The organism is Dyadobacter sp. HNCC25DJ183 (assembly GCF_056895175.1).
This window is the reverse complement of record NZ_JBXHAP010000008.1, coordinates 189,244-210,478: the sequence shown is the minus strand read 5'-3', so window position 1 is coordinate 210,478 and position 21,235 is coordinate 189,244. Positions and strand designations below refer to the sequence as shown.

The following is a 21,235-nucleotide window of genomic DNA, read 5'->3' as shown; positions in this document are numbered from 1 at the left end:
TCGATGGGCAAACTAACGAATGTGTCCTCCCGACCTGCACATTTAAACGATTTATTTCAATAACTACCCCTACAAAAACGATTCGGGCCAGCAAATGCATAAAGAAACCCGCTGCCGGATTTGCAAGAACATGAATCCTGCTGACTTACAATGGATATTTCAGGCTTTCCGTAATATACTTTTTGTTGATCTCGGCGCAAACCAGCGGCGACTTCTCAGGATCCGGCACCCCGTCAAGCTCAACTACGGCCCAACCTTTGAATTTAATTTTTTCGAGGGAAGCAAATACAGCCGGAACGTCTACCCTGCCCTGCCCCAGCTCTACGAATTTGTATCCGTTTTTAGTCTCTGCCGGCTTGGTATCCTTCAAATGCAGTGAATGCAGGATGTTTTTGTATTTGATAACCGCGTCCTGCGGCTCGCCGCCACCCTGCTTATAGTGCGCAATATCCAGCAGCAACTTGATGTATTTTGGATTCATTGCCTGTACGATCACATCCACTTCTTCCGGCGTTTCCCCAAGCTGGTTCATGTGGTTGTGGTAAACCGCCTGCACACCCAGGTCTGCCGTTTGTTTACCGATTTCGTTCATTACCTCAGCGAGCTTCTTCAGCTCTTCCGTGGTAGGAAGCCTGTCTTTCGGGCGAAGACTGTTGGTTAACTGTAATGCATTGCCGCCGAGCGCTTTCACAAAGCTGGCGTGCGCCACGTGCGTGTCAATAGTACTCTGGAGCTTTGCAGGGTCCGTTTCTACATTGCCACTAGAAAACATGGCGAGTGTCAGGTTGTTCTTTTCCAAAAGGGCTTTCAGCTCCGAAGGTTTGTTGCGGTAAGGCCCAAAAGTGTTAGCGCGCAGCTGGATTCCACGAAAACCCAGTCCGGCCAGTTCCGTAATAGCCTGCTCGTCCTTTCCGCCCCAGGTAATAGAGGAATATGCGATCCTGATATCTCCCTTTTTCAACAGGTACTCGGCCCGGGAGCTGGCAGAAAGCAAAGTTGCGGCTGCTATCCCTGCGGTTTTAATGAAGTCGCGGCGGTTTGTAGCATTCATATCCATGATTTAATATTTGGTCAAAAGTCGGTTCACAAGTATAGACTGTATAAAGAAAGAAAGCCCCTGAATCAGGGACTTTCCTCTTTGATCTTGCATTAAATTAAAGGTCAGTTTCAAACAGCGTTTCCTCAATATCCCGGATTTTGCGGATAGGCAGACGGGCCGCCGGCAGTACGGTCGATCTGATCCTGGGGAATGGGGCGCAGGTTATGGAACTCCTTGATATTGGCAGCGCCGTCAGGATTGTACAGCTTCACGCGCTCCACAAGGTTACCCCAGCGTTTCAGGTCAAACCACCGGAACATTTCGCCAGCCAGCTCGCGCTCGCGCTCTTCCATAATAAAGTCCATTGTTGCTTTTGCAGCCGTAATTTCCATTGCGGTTTCTTTGCCAGGCCAGGCTGCGCGGCGACGAACAACATTGATGTGCTCGGCAGCTTCTGCATTTTTACCCTGACGAATAAGCGCCTCCGCAGCTATCAAATGCGTTTCAGCCAGGCGGAACATCAAAAAGTCGCGGCTACCCTGCTCGTAAGTCCTGTCCGGACGAAGTGCATCGAGGAACTTTCTCAGCACAGGAAACAAATTCGCCTTGTACAAACTTGGCGTAAGTACCTGATATGGCCGTTTTGCACGTTCAGCTTCCGACATTTCATAGCCTGGAATGAAGATCGTTGTGTCACCGGATGCAAATGTCAGCTGCTTTTTGGATGTATCAAACAGGTTAGTATACGTGCCCGGCTTGTTGCTCTTCCAGGTATCCTTGAATGTCTTTTTGTAACGGGAATCATTCACACGATCAGCGGGCGCAAAAACGGTTTCCAACATATAAGTAGTCGGTTTGAAGCGTTTGAACGGACGTCCGTTTTCGGTGTCACGCTGCATTCCCGCCTGGGTATCGTATTCCATACCAAAATAGAGGTGGGTACGGTTTCCAATTCCGTTCGTCAATGGATCGGAAGTATACTGCGTCGCAAAAATGACCTCATTATTGATCTCGCCTCCGCCTTGTACCCAAACACTTGCAAAATCCGGCAGCAGGGAGAATGAATAATTTTTGATCACATTCTGCGCATAGGTAGTCGCTTTTACGTAATCATCTGCCGCTTTGGCTTCTGATGTGGCTTTGGTAAGGTAAACTCTTGCCAGCAAATGCTCAGTAGCCGCTTTTGTGACGCGACCGTAATCAGATGTTGCCAATCCTAAATCGGGCAATGCAGATTCAAGATCGGAAATGATCTGTGCATAGATCTCGGGAACAGGAGCGCGGTTGAATTCTTTGTTAGCCACCAGGTTCCCTTTCGTAACAAGCGAAACCGGTCCGAACATTTGAACCAAAATAAAGTAATGGTGCGCTCTCAAAAATTTCACCTCAGCCACGCGGCGCTTCACCAAAGCCGGATCCAGACCAGTAATGTTCGGCGACACATCGATAACGATGTTAGCAGTATTGATCGCGGGATAAAAGCTGTTCCAGATCGCATTGGTCACCGCCAGCCTGCCGTCGATCTGCGAGGTATACTGGTTGACAAACTTGAAAGAACCATCGGCTCCCATGGTATAAGTATCAGTGCCGAAGATACTTAATGTCATAGCATCCTCAGTTCCGTAGTAGTTCCGGAGAGAAGAATAAACCCCCTTGACGGCTGCTTCAAAACCAGCCGGCGTATTGATGTATTCGCTGCCTACCTGCGAGATAGGAGTCTCTTCCAGCAGGTCGCTGCAAGATTGGCTCCCCAACAACAGCGTTGCAGCCAGTAGTACTTTAAATCGAAATAATGCCTTCATATCTATATAATTATAATAGTAAGCGACTAGTTGAACTTAGATTTTCAGGTTAATACCAAATGTAATCTGTCTTACAGCCGGTGTCTGGTCGGCGTTGATATCCCCATCCGTTTCATTGTCGATCCCTTTGTATTTGGTTCTGTATTCAGAGAAAATGAATGGCTGCTGGGCACTCATAAATACGCGCAGACTGCCGATTTTCATTTTTTCTGTCAGCTTGGACGGGAAATTGTAGCCCAGGTTGATGTTACGCACTTTAATGAATGTACCGTCAAAATAAAGTACTGTCGAACGGAACGGAGGAAACTCCTGGCTTTGATTTGGTCTTGGAAACTCATTGGTAGGGTTTTCCGGAGTCCAGTAGTCGATATCGAGGTTGTTATAGCGGCCTGCCAGCGTCATATTGTCCTGGTGGAACAAGCTGCGGAACATACTTCCAAATCTCGCAAAAACGAAGATCGACAAATCAAAACCTTTGAACTCGAAACGGTTGGTCATACCGGCAGAAAACTTAGGTACCTGCGATCCCAGGATCACACGGTCAAACGGATCGATTTTGCCGTCACCATTTGTATCCTGGATCTTGATCTGCCCCGGCGCACTCTGGTATTTCTTCGCTTCATCAAGCTCGTTCAACTGCCAGATACCGATTTTTTTGTAGTCAAAATAAGCGGTAAGCGGCTGGCCGATGAATCTCGCATTACCGATATCGTCGACTTTTCCATTGAAGAGTTCAAGAATTTTCTCCTTGTTTTTCGTCAGCTGAAAATCGGTATTCCAGCGAAATCCGTTTGGCGCATCCACATTCACAGTGGATAATGTTACCTCTATACCGCTGTTCCGTGTACTTCCTACATTACGGCGTACCTGGCTGAAACCGCTTGTGATCGGAAGCTGATCCAGCAAAAGCAGGTCTTTGGTATCTGCCTGGTAATATTCCAGAGAACCGGATACCCGGCCTTTAAAAACACTGAAATCAAGACCGACGTTGGCGGTAGATGTAGTTTCCCATTTCAACAATGAGTTACCTAGCGTACCCGGTGCATAACCGAAACCGGCAGCCGCGCCGAAAGCATAGGAAGTCCGGCTCAGCAATGCCTGCGTCTGATAAGGATCGATGGCCGTGTTACCCGTAGAACCATAGCTGGCGCGGAGTTTCAATTCGTCTACCCAGTTTACGTTTTTAAGGACAGGCTCGTTGCTGATGTTCCAGCCAAGTGCAACCGACGGGAAAAATCCGTATTTGGTATCTGCACCAAACCGCGATGAACCATCGTACCTGCCTGTAACTGTCAACAGGTATTTTTCATTATAATCGTAGTTGACACGCGCCATGTAGGAGTTCAGCACCCAACGTGCGAGGTTGGAGCCTACTCCATTCACAATCGTTGCCTGGCCTAGGTTGTAAAACTCCTGCGACTCTGCTGGTATCCCGGTCACACTGAATGTGTTGGTTTCCAAATCGTCTTTCTGAACCGAGTGAAGCAGCGTCACACCGAGGTTATGCTTGCCTGCAAACTGTTTGTTATACATTAAAATGTTCTCCAATGTATAGTTGAACTGGTATTCGTTGAACTGGAAACCGGTCGGATCTCCGCCGCGTCGTGCATTGGTCTGGCTGCCCACAAAACGTCCGATGCGGCGGTTGTTGAGGTCAGGACCAAAATTGACGCGGTATTTTAAACCTTCCAGGATCGTCCATTCTCCGTAAATACTGTTGAAAAGCCTGATACGTTTGGTCAGGTCTATCTGAGCGCCTGGTACGATTTCAGCAATCGGGTTGGTTCTCAAACCATCGGTAGTCGGCAGAAATATCAGCTTTCCATTGTCGTCGTAAGGTTTTCCCAATGGATTTTCCGCGAGCGCCCCGCCGAATGGGTTGAAGTTCTCCCCGTTTCTTGTGCTGTATACACCCAACGTAGAAGTCCCGATCTTGATCCTTTTGGTGATCTGATGATCGAGGTTAATGCGAAAAGTGTAACGCGTAAAGTCCTGGTTGTAGATAATTCCCTTGTCATTAAAGTAGTTGGCAGAAATGGCAAACTGGGTTTTCTCATTTCCACCCTGTAAACCCACCTGGTGGCTCTGAATATGGCCGGGGCGCAGCAGGTAAGATTGATAATCCGTAGTACGGTTGTTCTTGATACCGTCCAATTCAATGGGCTCAAACAATTTAGCATCAGCCTCGGCAGTGGCTGGTCCGGCAGGGTAAAGCGGCAGGCCTGTTTTTGCATCGATCACAGCCCTTCTCGACTCGCGTTTGTACTCAGCAAACTCGGGACCATTCATTACGTCAATTTTTCCGAGTTCTTTGGAAGAACCGTAGTAGCCGTCATAGCTCACAACCGTTTTGCCCGGCTTACCGCGCTTGGTTGTGATCAGGACAACCCCGTTTGAGCCGCGTGAACCGTAGATTGCAGTTGCAGAAGCATCTTTCAATACTTCCATAGAGGCAATATCATTGGGGTTAAAATCGTCGATGTTACCCGCCAGCGGGATACCGTCCACTACATACAGCGGATCGTTGGAAGCATTGATAGACCTTCTTCCGCGAATCCTGACAGTAGGACCGGCACCAGGTTTGCTGCTCGCCTGTACCACGTCCACACCCGCTGCACGGCCTTGCAAAGCCTGGCGCGCATTGGTAATCGGCAATTCTCCGATTTCCTTTGAACCTACTGATGAAATGGCACCGGTCAACTGGCTCTTTTTCTGAGTTCCATAACCCACAACTACCACTTCGCCCAGCGTTTTCAGGTCACTTGCCAGCGTGATATCTATCACACTTCTGTTGCCTACCGCAATTTCCTGAGTGACAAATCCCACTGCTGAAAATACGAGTACTGCGCCGTCTTCGGGAATATCGATTTTATATGATCCGTCTGCATCGGTATTGGTACCGTTGCGACTGCCTTTCAATACTACCGACACACCGGGAATCGGTGTGTTGTCTTCGGCAGCCAGAATTTTGCCAGTTACAGTCCGGTCGATTACTGAAACAACATTTTCGGCAGGCCGCGTGGCAAGCGCCTGGCCTGCAAAGCCCGTGACAATGATCCCCGCCATTGTCAGCTGCCTAAGTATCTGACCAACAGTCGTAAAGTTTTTTTTCATACGCTTACATGATTTGCATTAAGGTTCCTTCAATTATTTTATTTGACGACTTTACCACATAAAACCCTTAAAAGAAAAAGTATACTTTTTCTTGAAATATTTATTTATCGTAAACGAGTGGTGACTTATCGGGGATTCGTGTGCCTGGGGTAGCGCTATTCAATGCACTTTTGAACAATTTCAATAACCATATTATTTACACTCAAAGTACAATTTGAAACTTGGACTCAGGATAGAGATTCGGCAAGAAAAACGGAACTAATCAGGGAAGTTTATTTATGCAATCGATGTCGGGAACGTTGTCAAGATAGACATTTACAAATATTTTATTGTAAAATCTTACCATATAGTACAAAAATATATACGTATTATGCCTTGACAGTAAAACCGATTTATTGAACTATACCAGGAAAAATCAGGAAGGATTGTACAGAAGTTTGTCAGCCAGGTGAATAAAAAAGGCAATTATCCGAAGAGTGCAGGATCGGGCACGGAAACCAGCTTAGTGGCTAGTAAAAATGAAGTAGAATAAAAAAAAAAGAAAAGTTACTGACATCAGAATCAGGATAATGCTTCTCGCAATAGAGTTATTGCCGGAAGCGTCTCCGGTGGATTTTTTTGCTTCACGGTCGCCGATTATATCCAGGGAGCTGCGGATTCTTCCCCATATAGAATTCACTTCCTGACTGGTCAGTGAATCCGGCCGCCAGTCTGATGCGATAAGTACGAGCTCACGGGCTTTTTCGACAGTTTCCTGCCTGGACGGATACTTAATAATCCAGTTCTCCCAAAACGAACGGATAGCCTGATCGTCAGGGAAACGCACCCAGCGAATGAAGAGGTTTTCCATCGCCAACTCCTCAGCCGATAACTCTGAAAACGGTTTCATTTTTGTAGCGCGTTAAAGTTTACAGCTTTGCAAAAGATTCAATCAGCGCAAGGTGTCTGTATTATTTCTCTGTTAAGCTTCTGATCAAAAAAGAGGCCTGTCAGCTGTTTATACTCACTGAAAAACGGTCATCTCCCACCAACCTGCACCAAACCGGTCGTGAAATGGCTGAAACTTTTTCCAACCAAAACATATATTCCGGCGCAGCTGTCAGTCATAACATTGATTGCACCAACCAACATGCTTATGAGACAGCTACTTTATTCAATTCTGGTGGTTTCAGTGTTGCAGCAAGCGGCGGCAGCGCAGAACAAACTACTCTGGGACGGGGAAAATACCGGCCCTGCAACTTGTACCACGGCTTACGGGTCGATACTGTCGGGCCCCGACGCGCACGAAGGCGATTATTACTTCCGGGCGGAACCCGATAATTCGCATTCTCCCCGCATTGCATTCAACTGCGCCGGCATGTGGCGGGCTGATATTTCGAGGTTTGACGAGCTTCGCTTTTATATTAAATCGAATCAACCCGGACAAACCACTTCCATTCGCTTTGCCACTTATTTCGCCAAGGGAAACTGGGTAGACCTGCAACCATACCTGCAAGGAGGCGGAGCTATTGGTACTGATTACCAGGAGGTAGTAGTTCCGTTAACCGCCCTGAAAACAGATACCTATAACCTTGGCTCCATTGAATTTCTTGAATTCGGGACAACGGCCGCTCAGGTAATGTTTTATGTTGATGATATCTCGCTTCGCGACCAAACTCCGCCCGGGATTAAATTTGAGCCCGTATCAAACCAAGTCGCCAAACTCCACATCAGCGAGCGGCCAGATAAGGAAACGTGCTATACCCTAGCTAATTACAGCGTCAGCAGCCCCACCGATCCGGATTATCAAAACGCCGCACATCCTGTTAAAATAGGTCGACATGCGTTTGTCACGGCCCTGACCCCACAGTCAGGAAGCGCTATCGTACAGCATGAGCTGTTTTTAATATTTGAAAAACCGCTAACAAATGGCGCCGCTTACACCTTGCAGGTTACGAAGCTCAAAGATCCTGCGGGCAATACAGGCACATTCGACACCACATTCACATTTTCGGATCAGGTAATGCTGGGAAACGTAAAGGTGAATCAGGTCGGATATCTGCCGAATAGCCCAAAGCTGGCTAAGCTCGGCAATTTTCTGGGAGATGCAGGGCCTCTTTCCATTGACACCATCAACCCGCCGGGTTTCAAGCTTTTTAATCAGCAAGACGAAGTTGTTTTTGCAGGAACAAGTAGTTTTCTGAAAATCGATTCGCTTTTTAGCGGTGAAATGGTCTTTGAGCTAGATTTTTCCTCATTCACTACGCCCGGCAAATACTATATATATGTGGCAGGTTTAGGCCGGTCAGAAAGTTTTGAGATTAAGACAGACATTTACGATGAAACCTACTTCCATACCGCCCGCGGACTATTTTTCCAGAGAGCCGGCACGCTGAACCAGGCAAACGCAGGAGAATGGGCGAGAAATGGTCTGCCCGGCGGAGAAGCTGAGATACACGCCAGCCATCTTAACTCGCCGCTTTACAACGACACAGACTTTGCTCCCGGAACCAAAATCCCGATGCAGGGCGGCTGGCTGGACGCGGGCGATTATGGAAGGTACGTTCCTACTGCCGCCAGTGCATTGTTCACCTTGTTTACCGCCTTTGAGCTCTATCCCAAGAAATTCCCTGATACGCACCTCAATATTCCTGAGAGCGGCAACCAGATCCCGGATATACTCGACGAAGCGAAATACGAATTGGACTGGCTGAAACAAATGCAGGCGCCGGACGGCGGTGTTTACTTCCGGGTTACCCCTGCATTATGGTCAACCGGAATGCCTGAGCAGGAGACGAAAACGCTTTTTGTTTCTGAAAAAACGACACAATCGACAGCTATGTTCGCGGCTGCAATGGCGATGGCTTACCGGAACCTGAAAAACTATTTTCCTGCCTACGCGGATTCCTGCCTTGAAAGAGCTACCAAAGCCTGGGCGTTTTTGGCTGCGCATCAGCAAGCGTCTGCACCAGTGAGTGTTCCGGGCATTTCAGCAGGCCCCTACCCTGATCCCGAAGACCGTGACAACCGCGCATGGGCGGCTGCAGAATTATATAAGGCGACTGGTCAGGCGGGATACAATACCGATTTCCTGAATTTGTACGCACAAATCCCGCACGAGTTCCATGCGACGATGAGCTGGCAGCAGCATACCATGAAAGCCGCGTGGGCTTATGCAACGACAAAGTTTGCTACTGATGGGACGATTGTCGCTGAGTTCAAGGAAAAGCTGGAAAGCGAAGTCCTGGCCAGCTATTACGACCGCACCATGAATATCCACGCCTACCGCGGCGCTTACCATCCTTTCAAGAATTATATAGGCTACGGTACATTCGGAATGGCACAGAGCTATGCATTTGATTACATTATGTTCAGCTATCTGCTTCAAAAACCCGAATTGCTGGATCTTGCCAAAATTCAGCTGGATATCTCGTTGGGCAACAATCCGCTATCTAAAACTTTCATTACTGGCATGGGCAAGAATAATCCGCGCCTTCCGCTGCATTGGTCGACTGCTACTAGCCAGTTTGCAGATCCTGTGCCTGGTGTACCTGTTTTTGGACCGGCAGCATCGCTGGTAATGAACCGCCCATCCAGCTTTGCCATTCAGGATTCGCTGAACAGATATCCTTACGGTTTCAAGAAAGAAGATCCTTATCCGGTGCTGAGAAGGTATACTGATGCGCGGGAGGCGGTTGAAATGTCGGAGTTTACGATTCAGGAAATGGCTGTGACTGCGGCTGCATTTGCGTTTTTCAGTTCCGTTGTAAATGTTGCGCTGCCTGTTCGGCTGGTCAGCTTTGAAGTACGTTCCGCAAAGTGCCGAACACACCTGGAATGGACGACCGCAGAAGAAACGAATGCGGATTATTTCGCCATTGAACGAAGTACCGACTCACGCAACTTCAAGGAGATCGGTAAGGTAAAAGCGGCGGGAGCAAGCAGTGTAGCTATCACTTATCAATTTTCTGATCCTGACCCGAAGCAAAAAAGCTACTATCGCCTGAGGCAAGTTGACTTTGACGGAAAAACAACCCTGTCAACAATACGCTTTGCCGCTCAGCAATGCGAGTCGGTGTTTGAGCTGGTCTATGTGGAACGCAATGTTTTCAGGCTGGCGGTAAAGCAGGCTGAAAATGCAAATGTCGAATTACTGACAGGCACACTTTACGACATTTCAAGTGCTGAAAAGCACTCTTTTAAGGTAAATACGGCTGGTAGTACCCACTTCCAAGGCAATGCCTTGCTTCCCGGAATTTACATTTTAAAGGTGCAAAATCAGTTAAACGAATCCGTATTTACCGAAAAATTGATCATATACTAACCTTGCACATTGGCTAATACCACAGAATAACCCACGGTCCCATTCGCATTTCCTGGATGATCACCCAGTCAGATTTGTACCTAATTTGACCCGGCACACTAAACTACCATGGACTTGCATCACGAATCTGACCTGTGTGAGGAAACACTACTCGAGCTGGTAAAAGCAGACAGCGATTCTGCTTTTACCACCTTTTACATAGCCTATCACGACAAGATCTGCGGCTATGCGCATAAGCTTACCCAATCAAGGGAACAGGCGCAGGACATTGCGCAGGATGTTTTTTTGAAGATGTGGGAAAATAAAAAGAGTCTCGCGAAGGTGAAACATGTAAAGAGGTACCTGTTTACGATCTGCAGGAACACCTCGCTGACCTTGCAGGCGCGTGCCGCTTGCGAGCAGCGCATCAGAGAACAGCTAAGTGCTGAATATCAACCGTTCCAGGTAGAAGTTGAACAATCACCGCGCCAAGAAAAACAGGAGCTGCTACTTAAACTCGCCATTAAGCAGCTTCCTCCGAGGCGGCGCCGTATTTTCTGGCTGTGTAAAATAGAAGGAAAAAGTCACCGCGACGTCGCTGGAGAGTTGGGTGTGAGCCCTGGCACAATCAATGACCATATCGTGAAAGCGACGAGAGCAATCCGTAATTTTATTTACCTTTGCGGCTCATTTCAGGAGACTTAGTACAACAAATACACAATGACCTCGCATCAAATACGTCAGGCTTTTCTCGATTTTTTCCGCAGTAAGCAACACCTCATCGTGCCTTCGGCTCCCCTGGTAGCCAAAAACGATCCCACGCTGATGTTCAACAACTCGGGAATGGCGCAGTTTAAAGACTTTTTTTTAGGAAACGGAACACCGCCTTCAAGAAGAATTGCCGACACGCAGAAATGTCTGCGCGTATCTGGTAAACACAATGATTTAGAGGACGTCGGATTTGATACTTATCACCATACCATGTTCGAAATGCTCGGTAACTGGTCGTTTGGTGATTATTTCAAAAAAGAAGCGATCGCCTGGGCTTGGGAGCTTTTGACGGAGGTTTACAAATTGCCAAAGGACAGATTGTATGTCTCCGTTTTTGAAGGCGATGCCAGCGACGGTGTGCCTTTTGACCAGGAAGCCTGGGACTTGTGGAAGGGCATTGTTGGAGAAGACCGCATTATTCTTGGCAACAAAAAAGATAATTTTTGGGAAATGGGCGATACTGGCCCTTGTGGTCCGTGTTCCGAAATCCACGTTGATTTAAGAAGTGCGGCAGAAGTAGCAGAGGTTTCGGGCAAGTTGCTGGTGAATAACGACCATCCTCAGGTGGTTGAAATCTGGAACCTGGTTTTTATGCAGTTTGAGCGCAAGGCAGATGGTTCACTGATCCCGCTTCCTGCTACGCACGTCGACACCGGAATGGGCTTTGAGCGGCTTTGTATGGCGATCCAGCAAAAAACTTCCAATTACGATACGGATGTTTTCCAGAACACCATCCAGGTACTGGAAACGCTTTCGGGTAAAAGGTACGGATCGGGCGAGGAGCCTTTTGCAGACATAGCAATGCGCGTGATTTCAGATCACATTCGCGCAGTCGCATTTGCGATTACCGACGGGCAGCTGCCTTCCAATGTAAAGGCCGGGTATGTAATCCGCAGGATTTTGCGCCGCGCAGTTCGCTACGGTTATTCTTACCTCGGCTTTCAGGAGCCATTTTTCTACAAGCTCGTTGCCGTTCTCGCTGATCAGTTCAAAGATGTTTTCACCGAACTGAAAGCGCAGGAAGAATTTGTAGCCAAGGTAATTCTGGAAGAAGAAAGAAGCTTTCTGCGTACACTTGAATCCGGACTGAAAAGACTTGATGTGATCACAGCTACATTAAAAAGCAAAGGCATCAATACGATTCCGGGCGATGAGGTTTTTGAACTCAGCGATACGTTCGGATTTCCGGTTGACCTTACTGCATTGATCGCGAGAGAAAAAGGATTGCTGATCGACGAGGCTGGCTTTCAGGACGCATTGGCGGAACAGAAAAAACGATCACGCCAGGATGCTGCCAAAGAAGCTACTGACTGGATTGAAGTAAGAGAAGCAGATGGTGTTGAATTCCTGGGCTATGATTTTGAAGAAACCCACAGTCACATCGTCAAATACAGAAAAGTAAAGACTAAAACCGGCGAAGAGTACCATATTGTACTCGACCGCACACCTTTTTACGCTGAAATGGGCGGACAAGTTGGTGATACAGGGGTACTTCTGGTAAATGGAGGCGACAAGGAAAATGGAGGAAGAAAGATCAATATCGTTGATACCAAGAAAGAAAATGATCTTTTCGTTCACATTTCACGTGACAAGCAGCTGGATGAAGTTTTGCAGGATGCAGGTATTGTAACTGCAAGAATTGACAAAGACCGTCGCGCAAAAATTGAATCCAATCACTCGGCAACCCACCTGATGCTGTCGGCTATGCGGGAAGTACTTGGCTCTCATGTGGGACAGAAGGGATCTTTCCTGAATGATGAGGTGCTGCGTTTTGACTTTTCACATTTCACCAAAGTAACAGACGAGGAACTCTCGAAAATAGAGGACCGCGTGAATGAAAAAATACGCGAAAATATCGCATTGGAAGAACGCCGCAATGTACCGATCCAGCAGGCGCTGAATGAAGGAGCTACTGCTACATTTGGTGAAAAATATGGCGATTTTGTAAGACTGATTATCTTCGATCCAACCTACTCCTTTGAACTGTGCGGAGGTACACACGTGCCTTCTACCGGTCAGATTGGCGTGTTCAAGTTTACTTCCGAAGGTTCTGTGTCAGCAGGAGTTCGCCGTGTGGAGGCGGTTACAGGTGAAAAAGCACTGGAACTGATGCGTGCTCAGGAAGCTGTTTTGAACAAAATTAAAGACCTGCTCAAAAATCCGACAGACCTGGTAAAAGCAGTGGAAGGGTTACTTGACGAGCGTACTGCATTGCAGAAGAAAATTACGAATCTCGAAAATGAGAAAATCCAGTCGCTTAAAGCTGCGCTCATTGAAAACATGGAGACGCACCGGACATTTAACCTCATTGTAGAAAAGGTAAGTGTTCCCTCGGCTGACTCGTTAAAGCAACTTTCATACGAGCTCCGCGACCAGGTCGAAAATCTGATTGCTGTTTTTGGTGCCGAGATCGCGGGTAAGCCTCAGCTTTCTGTTTTCATCGCAGAGAACATTGTGCAGGAGACCGGCCTGAATGCAGGTAAGATTGTGAAAGAGCTGGCGCAGGAAATTCGCGGTGGAGGTGGCGGTCAGCCATTTTTCGCAACTGCCGGCGGTTCTGACGCATCCGGACTGGACAATGCACTTGAAAAGGCCAAAGGATTGTTTTAAATAAAAAACATATCAATGCAAAAAGAGCGGATCTTAACAGATACCGCTCTTTTTTTGCAGCGTTTCTTTTCCGCAACGTTGAGTATTAATCTTCTGTTTTCAGCTGGCCGCGAATTTCTCCTGTTGGATACTTCACGGTGTGTATGTTCACGTAATACAATCCGGCCTTCAAGTCTGCAACCTGCGCCTCTGTCAACGTATCGACGAAAGCGGAAGGAGATTTAATGTCTTTTCCCAAATCAATCACCAGTGAACCTGTTGAATCTGCCGATGCCTTGTAGATAGCCCAGGCGGTTGGTGTAAACACAGAATCCGTCGCTGTTGAATCGGAAGTCGAGTCACTGTACATAATATTCAGTTTCAGGATCCTCGATTCCTGATCTAACACACCATCTACTGAACCGGTAGCTGTTGATGGATTAGCTGGTATTGCGTTTGCACCCGAAAGCGTAGTACTTACTTTCAGCTCAGGCAATACGGGAGTTGGGTCTGTTGTTTCGTCGTCATCCGTACACGCAGCAAACATTCCGCCGACCAGGAACACACCCAAAAATGCTAATTTTCTCATAGTCCTTTGTTTTGGTAAATAAATTGGTTTGACCGGAAAAGGTAAATAATAATACCCCCGTCCGGCCAAACCTACAAACAACTGGTTATGAGAAAATTACTATTTCGGCTGCAATCCGCCAGAATGTAGACAAGTGCTACCTTCTGCTGAATTTTACAACAATTTGGAGTAAAACCAGAAGGTTTACTATAAAATGAGCTGTACACCCACATTAAATCCGATGTATACGCCCTGGAAATCCTCCGACTTCTTATTCTTCCAGAGGTATTTATTTACAAAGCTGAATTCTTCGCCGCGTTCGTGTGTCGCGTAGTTAACAGTCGGACCTGCAAAGATCTCAAAGCGGCTTCCTGCTTTATACGCGGGCAAAATGCGTAACGAATTCTTAAAAAAGTGGCCTCCGTCGAAGTCTGAAAGTGACTGGCTAACCGCTTCCACATTGATCCTGAACTGCGGTGCGAGTCCGATATGAGCGCCTAAACCCGCCTCTACTGCATACAGCGGTTTGTCATTGTCTTTGAGGTTATACCCTACTCCCGCGATTCCGTATAAAACCCTCCCTCCCGACCGGAATGACGCAATGCCCGTCATGGATTCGTCCAATGTGAATGCAATGGATTTCTCTCCGTTTTTGATGAAGTTGAACAATGCAATGGGATAGTCGCTGCTGTCGGCGATGTTGATCAAACCGGCTAACTGGATACCTTTTACTTTCTTCGCGATGTTCATAAAACCGGAGATTTGTGCATTGGTGTTACCAGCCTTGTTGAGAAAGCCGGCTACCTGCGCCCCCTGCGCACTGTCTTTAACGATGTTGGTAAAACCCGCGATCTGCACGGAGTTCGAGGTGCCGGTCAGGTTCATAAATCCGGCAATTTGCGCACCTTCTGCCTTTTCTTTGATCACATTGGAAAATCCCGCTATCTGCATTCCCTGCGCAGACTGACCGATGATATTCACCGCCCCTGCGATCTGGGCTCCATGTGCAGAGCCGCCGATGAGGTTGGCTGCGCCTCCGATTTGGGTTCCTTTCGCCTCTTTTTTGATCACATTGGCTGCACCGGCAACTGCTGCACCGGTTTCATTCCTGGATAAGCCCGCGATCGCATGCAATGAAAAGCGGTTGGTATACTCGGCAGCACGCTGCCCATTAGAACTGATTGGATATATAAGCCCTGCGTGAATGAGGGAAGTAGTGTCCTTTTGCGCGAATGCGTTTGCTGAGAAAGTAGTAACTGAAATTACTGTTACCAAAATTTTGAACAGTATTGCGAATGGAGTTTTCATAGTAATGTATTTAAACAGATGATTCAAATACATACAGCCAGTCGCGATCAATTCAATTGCAGGCCTTCAATGCTCTCTCGCCGCCGTATGTACAATACTGACAACACGAATGCGGCTAACCCTAAAAATTTGAGTGATTTTTTTCTATTTACGCCATCAGTTAGATATATTCAACCTAAGTTCTTACAGATAAATCACTATCCACTCATGAAACACACAGACGAAACAAAGCTGAACCTCGGGATCGAAGAGCTTAGATTGAAGACTTTGGAATCGGGATCGGTATTCATGATATGGGATTCTGAACTCGCTAAAAATGGCTTTATTCACGAATATCCGGATGGTTCAATGAAGCTGATGCAACTCAGCGCAGACGAACGCCACCCAATTGAAATAAGAACCTTGACATTATCCGAAGCAGCTCAGATCAGAGAGAAACATGGTATCCCGGGCGTGCTTTATGCCTGAACTTTTTGTAATTACCGGTCCTAACGGAGCTGGAAAATCTGTCCTTAGCACTAGCCTATTACCTGACCATGTAGATCTCAAAGTGTTTGATGGCGATAAGACCTTCTACCAATTCGTGGATCAATTTTACAGGGCATTTAAAGTTTCTAAATATGCCAAAGAGAAGGCAGGAGAAGAGTTGGCGCGGATTTTTGACAAACTTGTAGAAGAAGCTATTTCGGCCGGCGCAGATTTCGCTTATGAAGGACATTTTAGCGAAGCAACTTCATGGCGAATCATTGAACGGTTCAGAAATGTTGGATATAAGATTCACTTCAAAAGAACTCACTCCAAATATTTTCAGGAAAATAGAAGATTGCAGTTAATCCTTTTTTTATAACCGCCCATAACGCCAGCTGATGCCGCCCTGCCAGCCTAGCCAGGATGTGACTTTGTTGCTTATTTTGGTAGAAGGATACCCGGAAGGTGGAAAGGATTTGTAGCCGGGTTTGCTCTCTCTTAAATCGTTGTAATAAAATGAATAAGCCGGACCGGCGAAGATAACTATCCGCTTGGAGGGCTTCCAGGTAGCAGCGACCTGCAAACGGTGCATCACAGGCGTATTCTCCCAGTCACCCTGGAACATGTTCAAACTCATGAGCTCGGTAAAAAAGCCCACTTTTCTAAATGGAAAGAACTCTTTTCCAAAGCCGGCGCCAAACTGGTACGTCCTTTTTTCGGCACCGGCATCCGTTCCGGCAGTGAGAATACTGTAAAACCGGTGCGTCCCCATTTTCCAGGCAACGTTGAATGGCGTCGTCTCCATTGCAAAAACCGAAATATTGGATGTGCTTTTCCGGATGATGTTGATCAGCCCGAAACTTGCACCGGACGAACTATCCGCCACATTGATTATACCCAGCTGAAATCCTTTCAGGTTTTTGGCATAGTTGAACGTACCCAGCTGCATGCCGCGCAGTTCCTCACGGGCGATGTTCAAACCTCCGGTGATTTGCATTCCGAAGATTGTTTTTTTTGCAAGATTGGCAGCTCCGGTTATCTGCACGCCATTAAAGTTTTCCGATGCCTGGTTGTAAGCGCCGGAAATTTGTGCACCGCTGCCCTGTCCTTTAAGGAGGTTAAGTGCGCCAGCTACCTGCGCGCCGCTCATGCCTTCACCGCCGCGGCTGAGGAAACCGCTGACCTGAACACCTGCTATTTGCTTTTTGACAATCCCGCTAAACCCTGATACCTGAACGCCGCTAAGTGAGTCGATAATCTGGTTGTGAAAACCTGCCACCTGCACACCGTCTACTTTGCCCGATACCACATTGAACACGCCCGCGATCTGCACATATCGCACATCCTGCCGCGAGATATTGAAACCGCCCGCAATCTCCGCGCCATTCACACCGGCGGTATATCCGCCTAAAATGTTGAGCGAAAACTTGTTAACAACCTGCGGACTCATTCTTCCGTGTGTTCCCAAACCCGGCGTCAGGGAAGCCTGATAAGGAAGTGCGACGAAAAACCGGCTGATATTTCGGCTCTGCATACGTGTTTTAGCCGAGAGGAACAACCTTCCCAGCCAGGTTGATTCTCCTTCTGAGTAACGCACGATCAACGGATCCAGCTCCACGGCTTTTTGATTAATCAATACCCGCATTTCTGTCTTTCCAGGATTGTCAAACACGATCGTAGTGTCCGCATAACCTACCTTGCTCACTACCACATGCACCGGAAACGCACGTTCTCTGACCTTCAAACGAAAGTGTCCATCATCTTCCGACATGGTAGAAATCAGCAGTTGCCGCGAGTAAACACTCGCATAATCCACTGGTGCATTGGTTTCCTGGTCAACAATGTAGCCCGTCAAAACCATTGTTCTATCCCTTGCCGCGGGAAGTATGATCAGGTAATCTCCCTTTTCCTTGTACTGATACTTGTCGCCAAAAAGCTGAAAAAGAACGTCGCTTACGGATTTCCGGGTTACATTCAGACTTACCAGACTGTCGCCGGAAATGATATTGCTGTTGTATGAAAAGTAAAAATTACCCTGGACACCAATCATCTTTAAAACCTCGGAAACCGGTTGCCCTTTCACAGAAATGGCAACCGGTTTGTTAAGTAATTGCTGGGCAAAGCTTGTAAGAGGAACTACAATGAGGACGATGGCCAGCCGTAAAGCACGAATGAAGCTAGAAGTCAAAATCATTCCGAAAGATAAGGGCTATTTCAAAATGATCTGCTTTTCCTTATTTTGCGCTTCGATCCTGAAAGTTTCGCTGATTACAGCAATGATATCTTCCAGTGATTTCTGCTCAAAGGTGGTATTGATAGCCAGATTACGGATTTTCTCGTTTTCAATTACAATATCAGCATCATAAGCCTCATTCAGGATTTCAACCAGTCGCCAGAGCGGCGTATCGTTGCAGACGAGCTTGTTGGTACGGTAGTATTTGTAAAACTCATCGCCGGATTGTTGCTTCACCAAATCCTTCGTATCGTGAGATGCAGTCGCTTTTTCCCTGGGCTTCACCCTGATCTTCTTCGCATGCTGCGCCACTTCCACCAGTCCGGTTTCCACGATTACTTCGGTTTGCTTCGCATTGTCTTTTACATTGAATGAAGTCCCCACTACCCGCACTTTCACATTATTTACGGAGATAACAAAAGGCTTGCTTTTATCTGGCTGTACATCAAAGAATGCCTCTCCCGACAATGCTACCTGTCTTGTTCCGCCATTGAATTCTTTTGGATAAGTGATAGAAGATTTGCGGTTTAAAGTCACCACAGAACCATCTGGTAAAGTATCCGTCAGGGTTTGTTCACCGGAGGTTATCGTGATTTGCCGGCTTTGATGCTGATTTTCAACCAACAGATAAGTAAGCCAGCCTGCACAAGCTGCGAATAGGATACTCGCTGCAATCCTGAACAGTGAAAAGCCACGCTTTGAATGCAAAGGCATAATCCTAGCAGACTCCTGCTGCTCCTTGTTCACGCGGTCTTTGAACCTTGCCCACGCAGCATTTTCATCTACCCTGCTCACTAACTCCAGTTGTTTACTCTGGTTCCAGATCAGTTCAAAATGCTCAAAATAACGCAGGTTATCATCGCTGTCGGATAACCATTGATTGATTTCCATTTGTTCGGCGACCGTGGCTTCATCAAGCAGCGACTTGACGAGCAGATCATCTATGGGCCGGTCTAATTCTTGTTTCATGATGGGTTAACTAAGAAAAAATATAAGGAATGATGCTGGCAGAAAATCGACCAGTTTTAGTCTTAAAAGCCGCAATGCTTTGCCCATTTGATTTTCCACGGTTTTAACGGGCAGGTCCAGCCGCTCGGCTATTTCTTGGTATTTGAGTTCTTCAAAGCGGGACATCTGGAAAATCGTCCTGCATTTTTCGGGTAGCTCCTTTAATGCAGTATCCAGTCTGCGTTCCAGTTCTGCAAGTTCAATACCGTGAGATGCATTGTCGGTATGGTCCATTTGGTGGATCGCGTAGCTTTGATAAGCGTCACGCACCTTCAAGTGCTTGATATAGTTCAGACTTTCGTGGTAGACGGAACGATACAGATAGCCGCTGAGCGATTCGCGGATTTCAAGCTGCTCCGCCTTTTCCCAAAGCCGGCAAAAGACATTCTGTACCATTTCTTCTGCCATGAAATCATCCCGGAGTATCGTGCAGGCATAAACATGAAGTCCTTTAAAGTGTTTTTTGAAAATCCGCTCAAATTCCGACTCCCGGTCCCTGCTCAGAATTGTTGCATGATCGGCTATGGCTGCATCCATCGCATTGATTGATTTTATAATAGAAAAGCGCCCGACTTGGGTTGTTCATTGGAATGACAACCAGCCGGGCGCTTACCCTAATTTTCAGGAAAGAATATGTTACCTAGTTCTTCTTTGCCTTTGTTGAATCTGCTTTGTTTGATTTATAGCGTTTATCAGGCGTTCCGTCCTTTTTTAATTTTTTATTCTCCGCATACCTTTTGTCTGGTGTACCATCTTTTTTGGTTTTAACAGCCGTTTTGTCTTTGTCCTGAACGGTCGTTTGCGCAATTGCGGGAGCTGTCAGTGCCAGAAAGGCAAGCATCATGAGCACTTTGAGATTTTTCATAGTCCGAAATTTAAAGTGAGCGATAGTTTTGAAAAGCAAAATTAGGAGGGTTAGCGAGAAAATCGCGCCGGAAATCGCGATATATGAAAATTTAATAAAGCTTTAATACTACTCACAAACAGATCAACAATGTTGATGAGAGTGGGTTTCATATAAGCAAAATCTATTTTTTATCTTCGCAGGATAGATTGGGATTTAGAACTTATGAACATTCAACAGCTGGAATATATCGTTGCGGTTGACAATTACCGGCATTTTGTGCAGGCGGCAGAACATTGTAATGTAACGCAGCCCACTTTGTCGATGATGATCAGAAAGCTGGAAGAAGAACTTTCAGTGAAGATTTTCGATCGTACCAAACAGCCCATTGTACCCACCGGAATCGGCCGCGAGATTATTGATCAGGCGAAGACCATTCTGCGTGAAACTTCGCGAATGAATGAAATTGCCAAGCATTTCAACGGCGATCTTTCCGGGGAGTTGCGTGTAGGTGTGATCCCGACCATTGCACCTTACCTGCTTCCGCATTTTGTCAATCCATTTATTGCTGAATATCCCGACATCAAACTGCACGTTTCGGAAATGATCACGGAGAAGATTATCTCCGAACTGAAAATGGGCAATCTGGATGTAGGTATCATCGCTTCGCTGTCGGAAGAAAGCAGCTTGCAGGAGCTGCCTCTATATAAGGAGCGCTTTTTCGCATTTGTTTCTGAAAACACCGACCTGTACAACAAGCAGTACATTTTACCTACGGATATAGAACCCAATGAACTCTGGCTGCTGGAAGAGGGACATTGTTTCAGGACGCAGATCCAGCGCCTGTGTGAACTAAGCCGGAACAGTCAGTTTGGCAGCAGTTTCAGCTATCGCTCCGGCAGTATGGAAACCTTGATCAGAATGGTCGAACGAAATGGCGGGATCACGATTTTGCCCGAAATGGCTGTGATGGAGCTTTCCGAAGAACGTAAAAAACACATTCGCCACTTCCGTTTCCCCGAACCAGCACGCGAAGTCTGCCTGATCGTCAACCGTGAACAAATGAAAACAAGGCTGATAGATGCATTAAAGCAAGGAATCATCAACCACCTCCCAGCCGAAATTTACCAGCAGGAACATGTTTTGAAGGTGTATTAGGAGTTTAGAGTTTATGAGTTTAGAGTTTGAGGTCTGAGGTTTGAAGTCTGA

Annotated in this window: 16 protein-coding genes; 6 read left to right on the top strand and 10 right to left on the bottom strand. The window is 46.9% G+C overall.

The window, feature by feature from the left end; all coding sequences use genetic code 11:
- Nucleotides 1-145: 145 nt before the first annotated feature.
- The 4 genes from AC1XTG_RS20655 to AC1XTG_RS20640 all read right to left on the bottom strand — a co-directional run bounded on the left by AC1XTG_RS20655 (nucleotide 146) and on the right by AC1XTG_RS20640 (nucleotide 6,844).
- Complete coding sequence (locus tag AC1XTG_RS20655; RefSeq protein ID WP_409012513.1) at nucleotides 146-1,057, bottom strand: sugar phosphate isomerase/epimerase family protein; 912 nt, start codon at nucleotides 1,055-1,057, stop codon at nucleotides 146-148.
- Between the two features lie 125 nt (nucleotides 1,058-1,182).
- A complete protein-coding gene (locus tag AC1XTG_RS20650; protein WP_484843258.1) occupies nucleotides 1,183-2,841 on the bottom strand; it encodes a RagB/SusD family nutrient uptake outer membrane protein in 1,659 nt (552 codons plus the stop codon).
- 36 nt (nucleotides 2,842-2,877) lie between these two features.
- Nucleotides 2,878-5,955, bottom strand: a complete 3,078-nt coding sequence (locus tag AC1XTG_RS20645; protein WP_229238619.1) for a SusC/RagA family TonB-linked outer membrane protein — start codon at nucleotides 5,953-5,955, stop codon at nucleotides 2,878-2,880.
- A 502-nt stretch (nucleotides 5,956-6,457) separates the two neighbouring features.
- On the bottom strand, nucleotides 6,458-6,844 hold the full coding sequence (locus AC1XTG_RS20640) for a hypothetical protein (RefSeq protein WP_056284048.1): 387 nt from the start codon (nucleotides 6,842-6,844) through the stop codon (nucleotides 6,458-6,460).
- Nucleotides 6,845-7,090: 246 nt separating this feature from the next.
- Here AC1XTG_RS20640 and AC1XTG_RS20635 point away from each other — a divergent pair, with 246 nt between their 5' ends.
- The 3 genes from AC1XTG_RS20635 (at nucleotide 7,091) to alaS (ending at nucleotide 13,618) form a co-directional block, all read left to right on the top strand.
- Nucleotides 7,091-10,258, top strand: a complete 3,168-nt coding sequence (locus AC1XTG_RS20635) for a glycoside hydrolase family 9 protein (RefSeq protein WP_484843257.1) — start codon at nucleotides 7,091-7,093, stop codon at nucleotides 10,256-10,258.
- Nucleotides 10,259-10,372: 114 nt separating this feature from the next.
- Nucleotides 10,373-10,942, top strand: coding sequence for an RNA polymerase sigma factor (locus AC1XTG_RS20630; protein ID WP_484843256.1), 570 nt, complete (start codon nucleotides 10,373-10,375; stop codon nucleotides 10,940-10,942).
- 15 nt (nucleotides 10,943-10,957) lie between these two features.
- Nucleotides 10,958-13,618, top strand: coding sequence for an alanine--tRNA ligase (gene alaS / locus AC1XTG_RS20625; RefSeq protein WP_484843255.1), 2,661 nt, complete (start codon nucleotides 10,958-10,960; stop codon nucleotides 13,616-13,618).
- An 85-nt stretch (nucleotides 13,619-13,703) separates the two neighbouring features.
- Here the strand turns inward: alaS and AC1XTG_RS20620 are convergent, their stop codons facing one another.
- Both AC1XTG_RS20620 and AC1XTG_RS20615 read right to left on the bottom strand, forming a co-directional pair.
- A complete protein-coding gene (locus AC1XTG_RS20620; RefSeq protein WP_056284061.1) occupies nucleotides 13,704-14,186 on the bottom strand; it encodes a CHRD domain-containing protein in 483 nt (160 codons plus the stop codon).
- A gap of 186 nt (nucleotides 14,187-14,372) precedes the next feature.
- Nucleotides 14,373-15,473 carry a hypothetical protein gene (locus AC1XTG_RS20615; protein ID WP_484843254.1) on the bottom strand — a complete coding sequence of 367 codons (1,101 nt, stop codon included), beginning with the start codon at nucleotides 15,471-15,473 and terminating at the stop codon, nucleotides 14,373-14,375.
- 207 nt (nucleotides 15,474-15,680) lie between these two features.
- Between AC1XTG_RS20615 and AC1XTG_RS20610 the strand changes: the two genes are divergently transcribed.
- The gene (locus tag AC1XTG_RS20610) at nucleotides 15,681-15,941 is read left to right on the top strand and encodes a hypothetical protein (protein WP_484843253.1); all 261 of its coding nucleotides are present in this window, start codon (nucleotides 15,681-15,683) and stop codon (nucleotides 15,939-15,941) included.
- Complete coding sequence (locus AC1XTG_RS20605; protein ID WP_484843252.1) at nucleotides 15,934-16,320, top strand: zeta toxin family protein; 387 nt, start codon at nucleotides 15,934-15,936, stop codon at nucleotides 16,318-16,320. The genes AC1XTG_RS20610 and AC1XTG_RS20605 overlap by 8 nt, the downstream gene beginning before the upstream one ends.
- On the opposite strand, the gene AC1XTG_RS20600 is transcribed toward AC1XTG_RS20605, so the two are convergent.
- The 4 genes from AC1XTG_RS20600 to AC1XTG_RS20585 all read right to left on the bottom strand — a co-directional run bounded on the left by AC1XTG_RS20600 (nucleotide 16,315) and on the right by AC1XTG_RS20585 (nucleotide 20,047).
- Nucleotides 16,315-18,135, bottom strand: coding sequence for an STN and carboxypeptidase regulatory-like domain-containing protein (locus tag AC1XTG_RS20600; protein WP_484843251.1), 1,821 nt, complete (start codon nucleotides 18,133-18,135; stop codon nucleotides 16,315-16,317). The genes AC1XTG_RS20605 and AC1XTG_RS20600 overlap by 6 nt on opposite strands.
- 15 nt (nucleotides 18,136-18,150) lie before the next feature.
- Nucleotides 18,151-19,143, bottom strand: coding sequence for a FecR family protein (locus AC1XTG_RS20595; RefSeq protein ID WP_484843250.1), 993 nt, complete (start codon nucleotides 19,141-19,143; stop codon nucleotides 18,151-18,153).
- 6 nt (nucleotides 19,144-19,149) lie between these two features.
- Complete coding sequence (locus tag AC1XTG_RS20590) at nucleotides 19,150-19,719, bottom strand: RNA polymerase sigma-70 factor (RefSeq protein ID WP_484843249.1); 570 nt, start codon at nucleotides 19,717-19,719, stop codon at nucleotides 19,150-19,152.
- 103 nt (nucleotides 19,720-19,822) lie between these two features.
- On the bottom strand, nucleotides 19,823-20,047 hold the full coding sequence (locus AC1XTG_RS20585; protein ID WP_484843248.1) for a hypothetical protein: 225 nt from the start codon (nucleotides 20,045-20,047) through the stop codon (nucleotides 19,823-19,825).
- A 204-nt stretch (nucleotides 20,048-20,251) separates the two neighbouring features.
- On the opposite strand from AC1XTG_RS20585, the gene AC1XTG_RS20580 reads away from it, so the two are divergent.
- Nucleotides 20,252-21,184 (top strand): LysR substrate-binding domain-containing protein, encoded by a 933-nt coding sequence (locus AC1XTG_RS20580; RefSeq protein ID WP_484843247.1) that lies wholly within the window; start codon nucleotides 20,252-20,254, stop codon nucleotides 21,182-21,184.
- Nucleotides 21,185-21,235: the final 51 nt, after the last annotated feature.

What these genes read in the sequence shown, in the direction of transcription:
- AC1XTG_RS20600 (WP_484843251.1), bottom strand. Translation starts at nt 18,135, where the DNA reads ATGATTTTGACTTCTAGCTTCATTCGTGCTTTACGGCTGGCCATCGTC.
- AC1XTG_RS20605 (WP_484843252.1), top strand. Translation starts at nt 15,934, where the DNA reads ATGCCTGAACTTTTTGTAATTACCGGTCCTAACGGAGCTGGAAAATCT.
- AC1XTG_RS20610 (WP_484843253.1), top strand. Translation starts at nt 15,681, where the DNA reads ATGAAACACACAGACGAAACAAAGCTGAACCTCGGGATCGAAGAGCTT.
- AC1XTG_RS20580 (WP_484843247.1), top strand. Translation starts at nt 20,252, where the DNA reads ATGAACATTCAACAGCTGGAATATATCGTTGCGGTTGACAATTACCGG.
- AC1XTG_RS20635 (WP_484843257.1), top strand. Translation starts at nt 7,091, where the DNA reads ATGAGACAGCTACTTTATTCAATTCTGGTGGTTTCAGTGTTGCAGCAA.
- alaS (WP_484843255.1), top strand. Translation starts at nt 10,958, where the DNA reads ATGACCTCGCATCAAATACGTCAGGCTTTTCTCGATTTTTTCCGCAGT.
- AC1XTG_RS20655 (WP_409012513.1), bottom strand. Translation starts at nt 1,057, where the DNA reads ATGGATATGAATGCTACAAACCGCCGCGACTTCATTAAAACCGCAGGG.
- AC1XTG_RS20640 (WP_056284048.1), bottom strand. Translation starts at nt 6,844, where the DNA reads ATGAAACCGTTTTCAGAGTTATCGGCTGAGGAGTTGGCGATGGAAAAC.
- AC1XTG_RS20620 (WP_056284061.1), bottom strand. Translation starts at nt 14,186, where the DNA reads ATGAGAAAATTAGCATTTTTGGGTGTGTTCCTGGTCGGCGGAATGTTT.
- AC1XTG_RS20585 (WP_484843248.1), bottom strand. Translation starts at nt 20,047, where the DNA reads ATGAAAAATCTCAAAGTGCTCATGATGCTTGCCTTTCTGGCACTGACA.
- AC1XTG_RS20645 (WP_229238619.1), bottom strand. Translation starts at nt 5,955, where the DNA reads ATGAAAAAAAACTTTACGACTGTTGGTCAGATACTTAGGCAGCTGACA.
- AC1XTG_RS20595 (WP_484843250.1), bottom strand. Translation starts at nt 19,143, where the DNA reads ATGAAACAAGAATTAGACCGGCCCATAGATGATCTGCTCGTCAAGTCG.
- AC1XTG_RS20615 (WP_484843254.1), bottom strand. Translation starts at nt 15,473, where the DNA reads ATGAAAACTCCATTCGCAATACTGTTCAAAATTTTGGTAACAGTAATT.
- AC1XTG_RS20590 (WP_484843249.1), bottom strand. Translation starts at nt 19,719, where the DNA reads ATGGATGCAGCCATAGCCGATCATGCAACAATTCTGAGCAGGGACCGG.
- AC1XTG_RS20650 (WP_484843258.1), bottom strand. Translation starts at nt 2,841, where the DNA reads ATGAAGGCATTATTTCGATTTAAAGTACTACTGGCTGCAACGCTGTTG.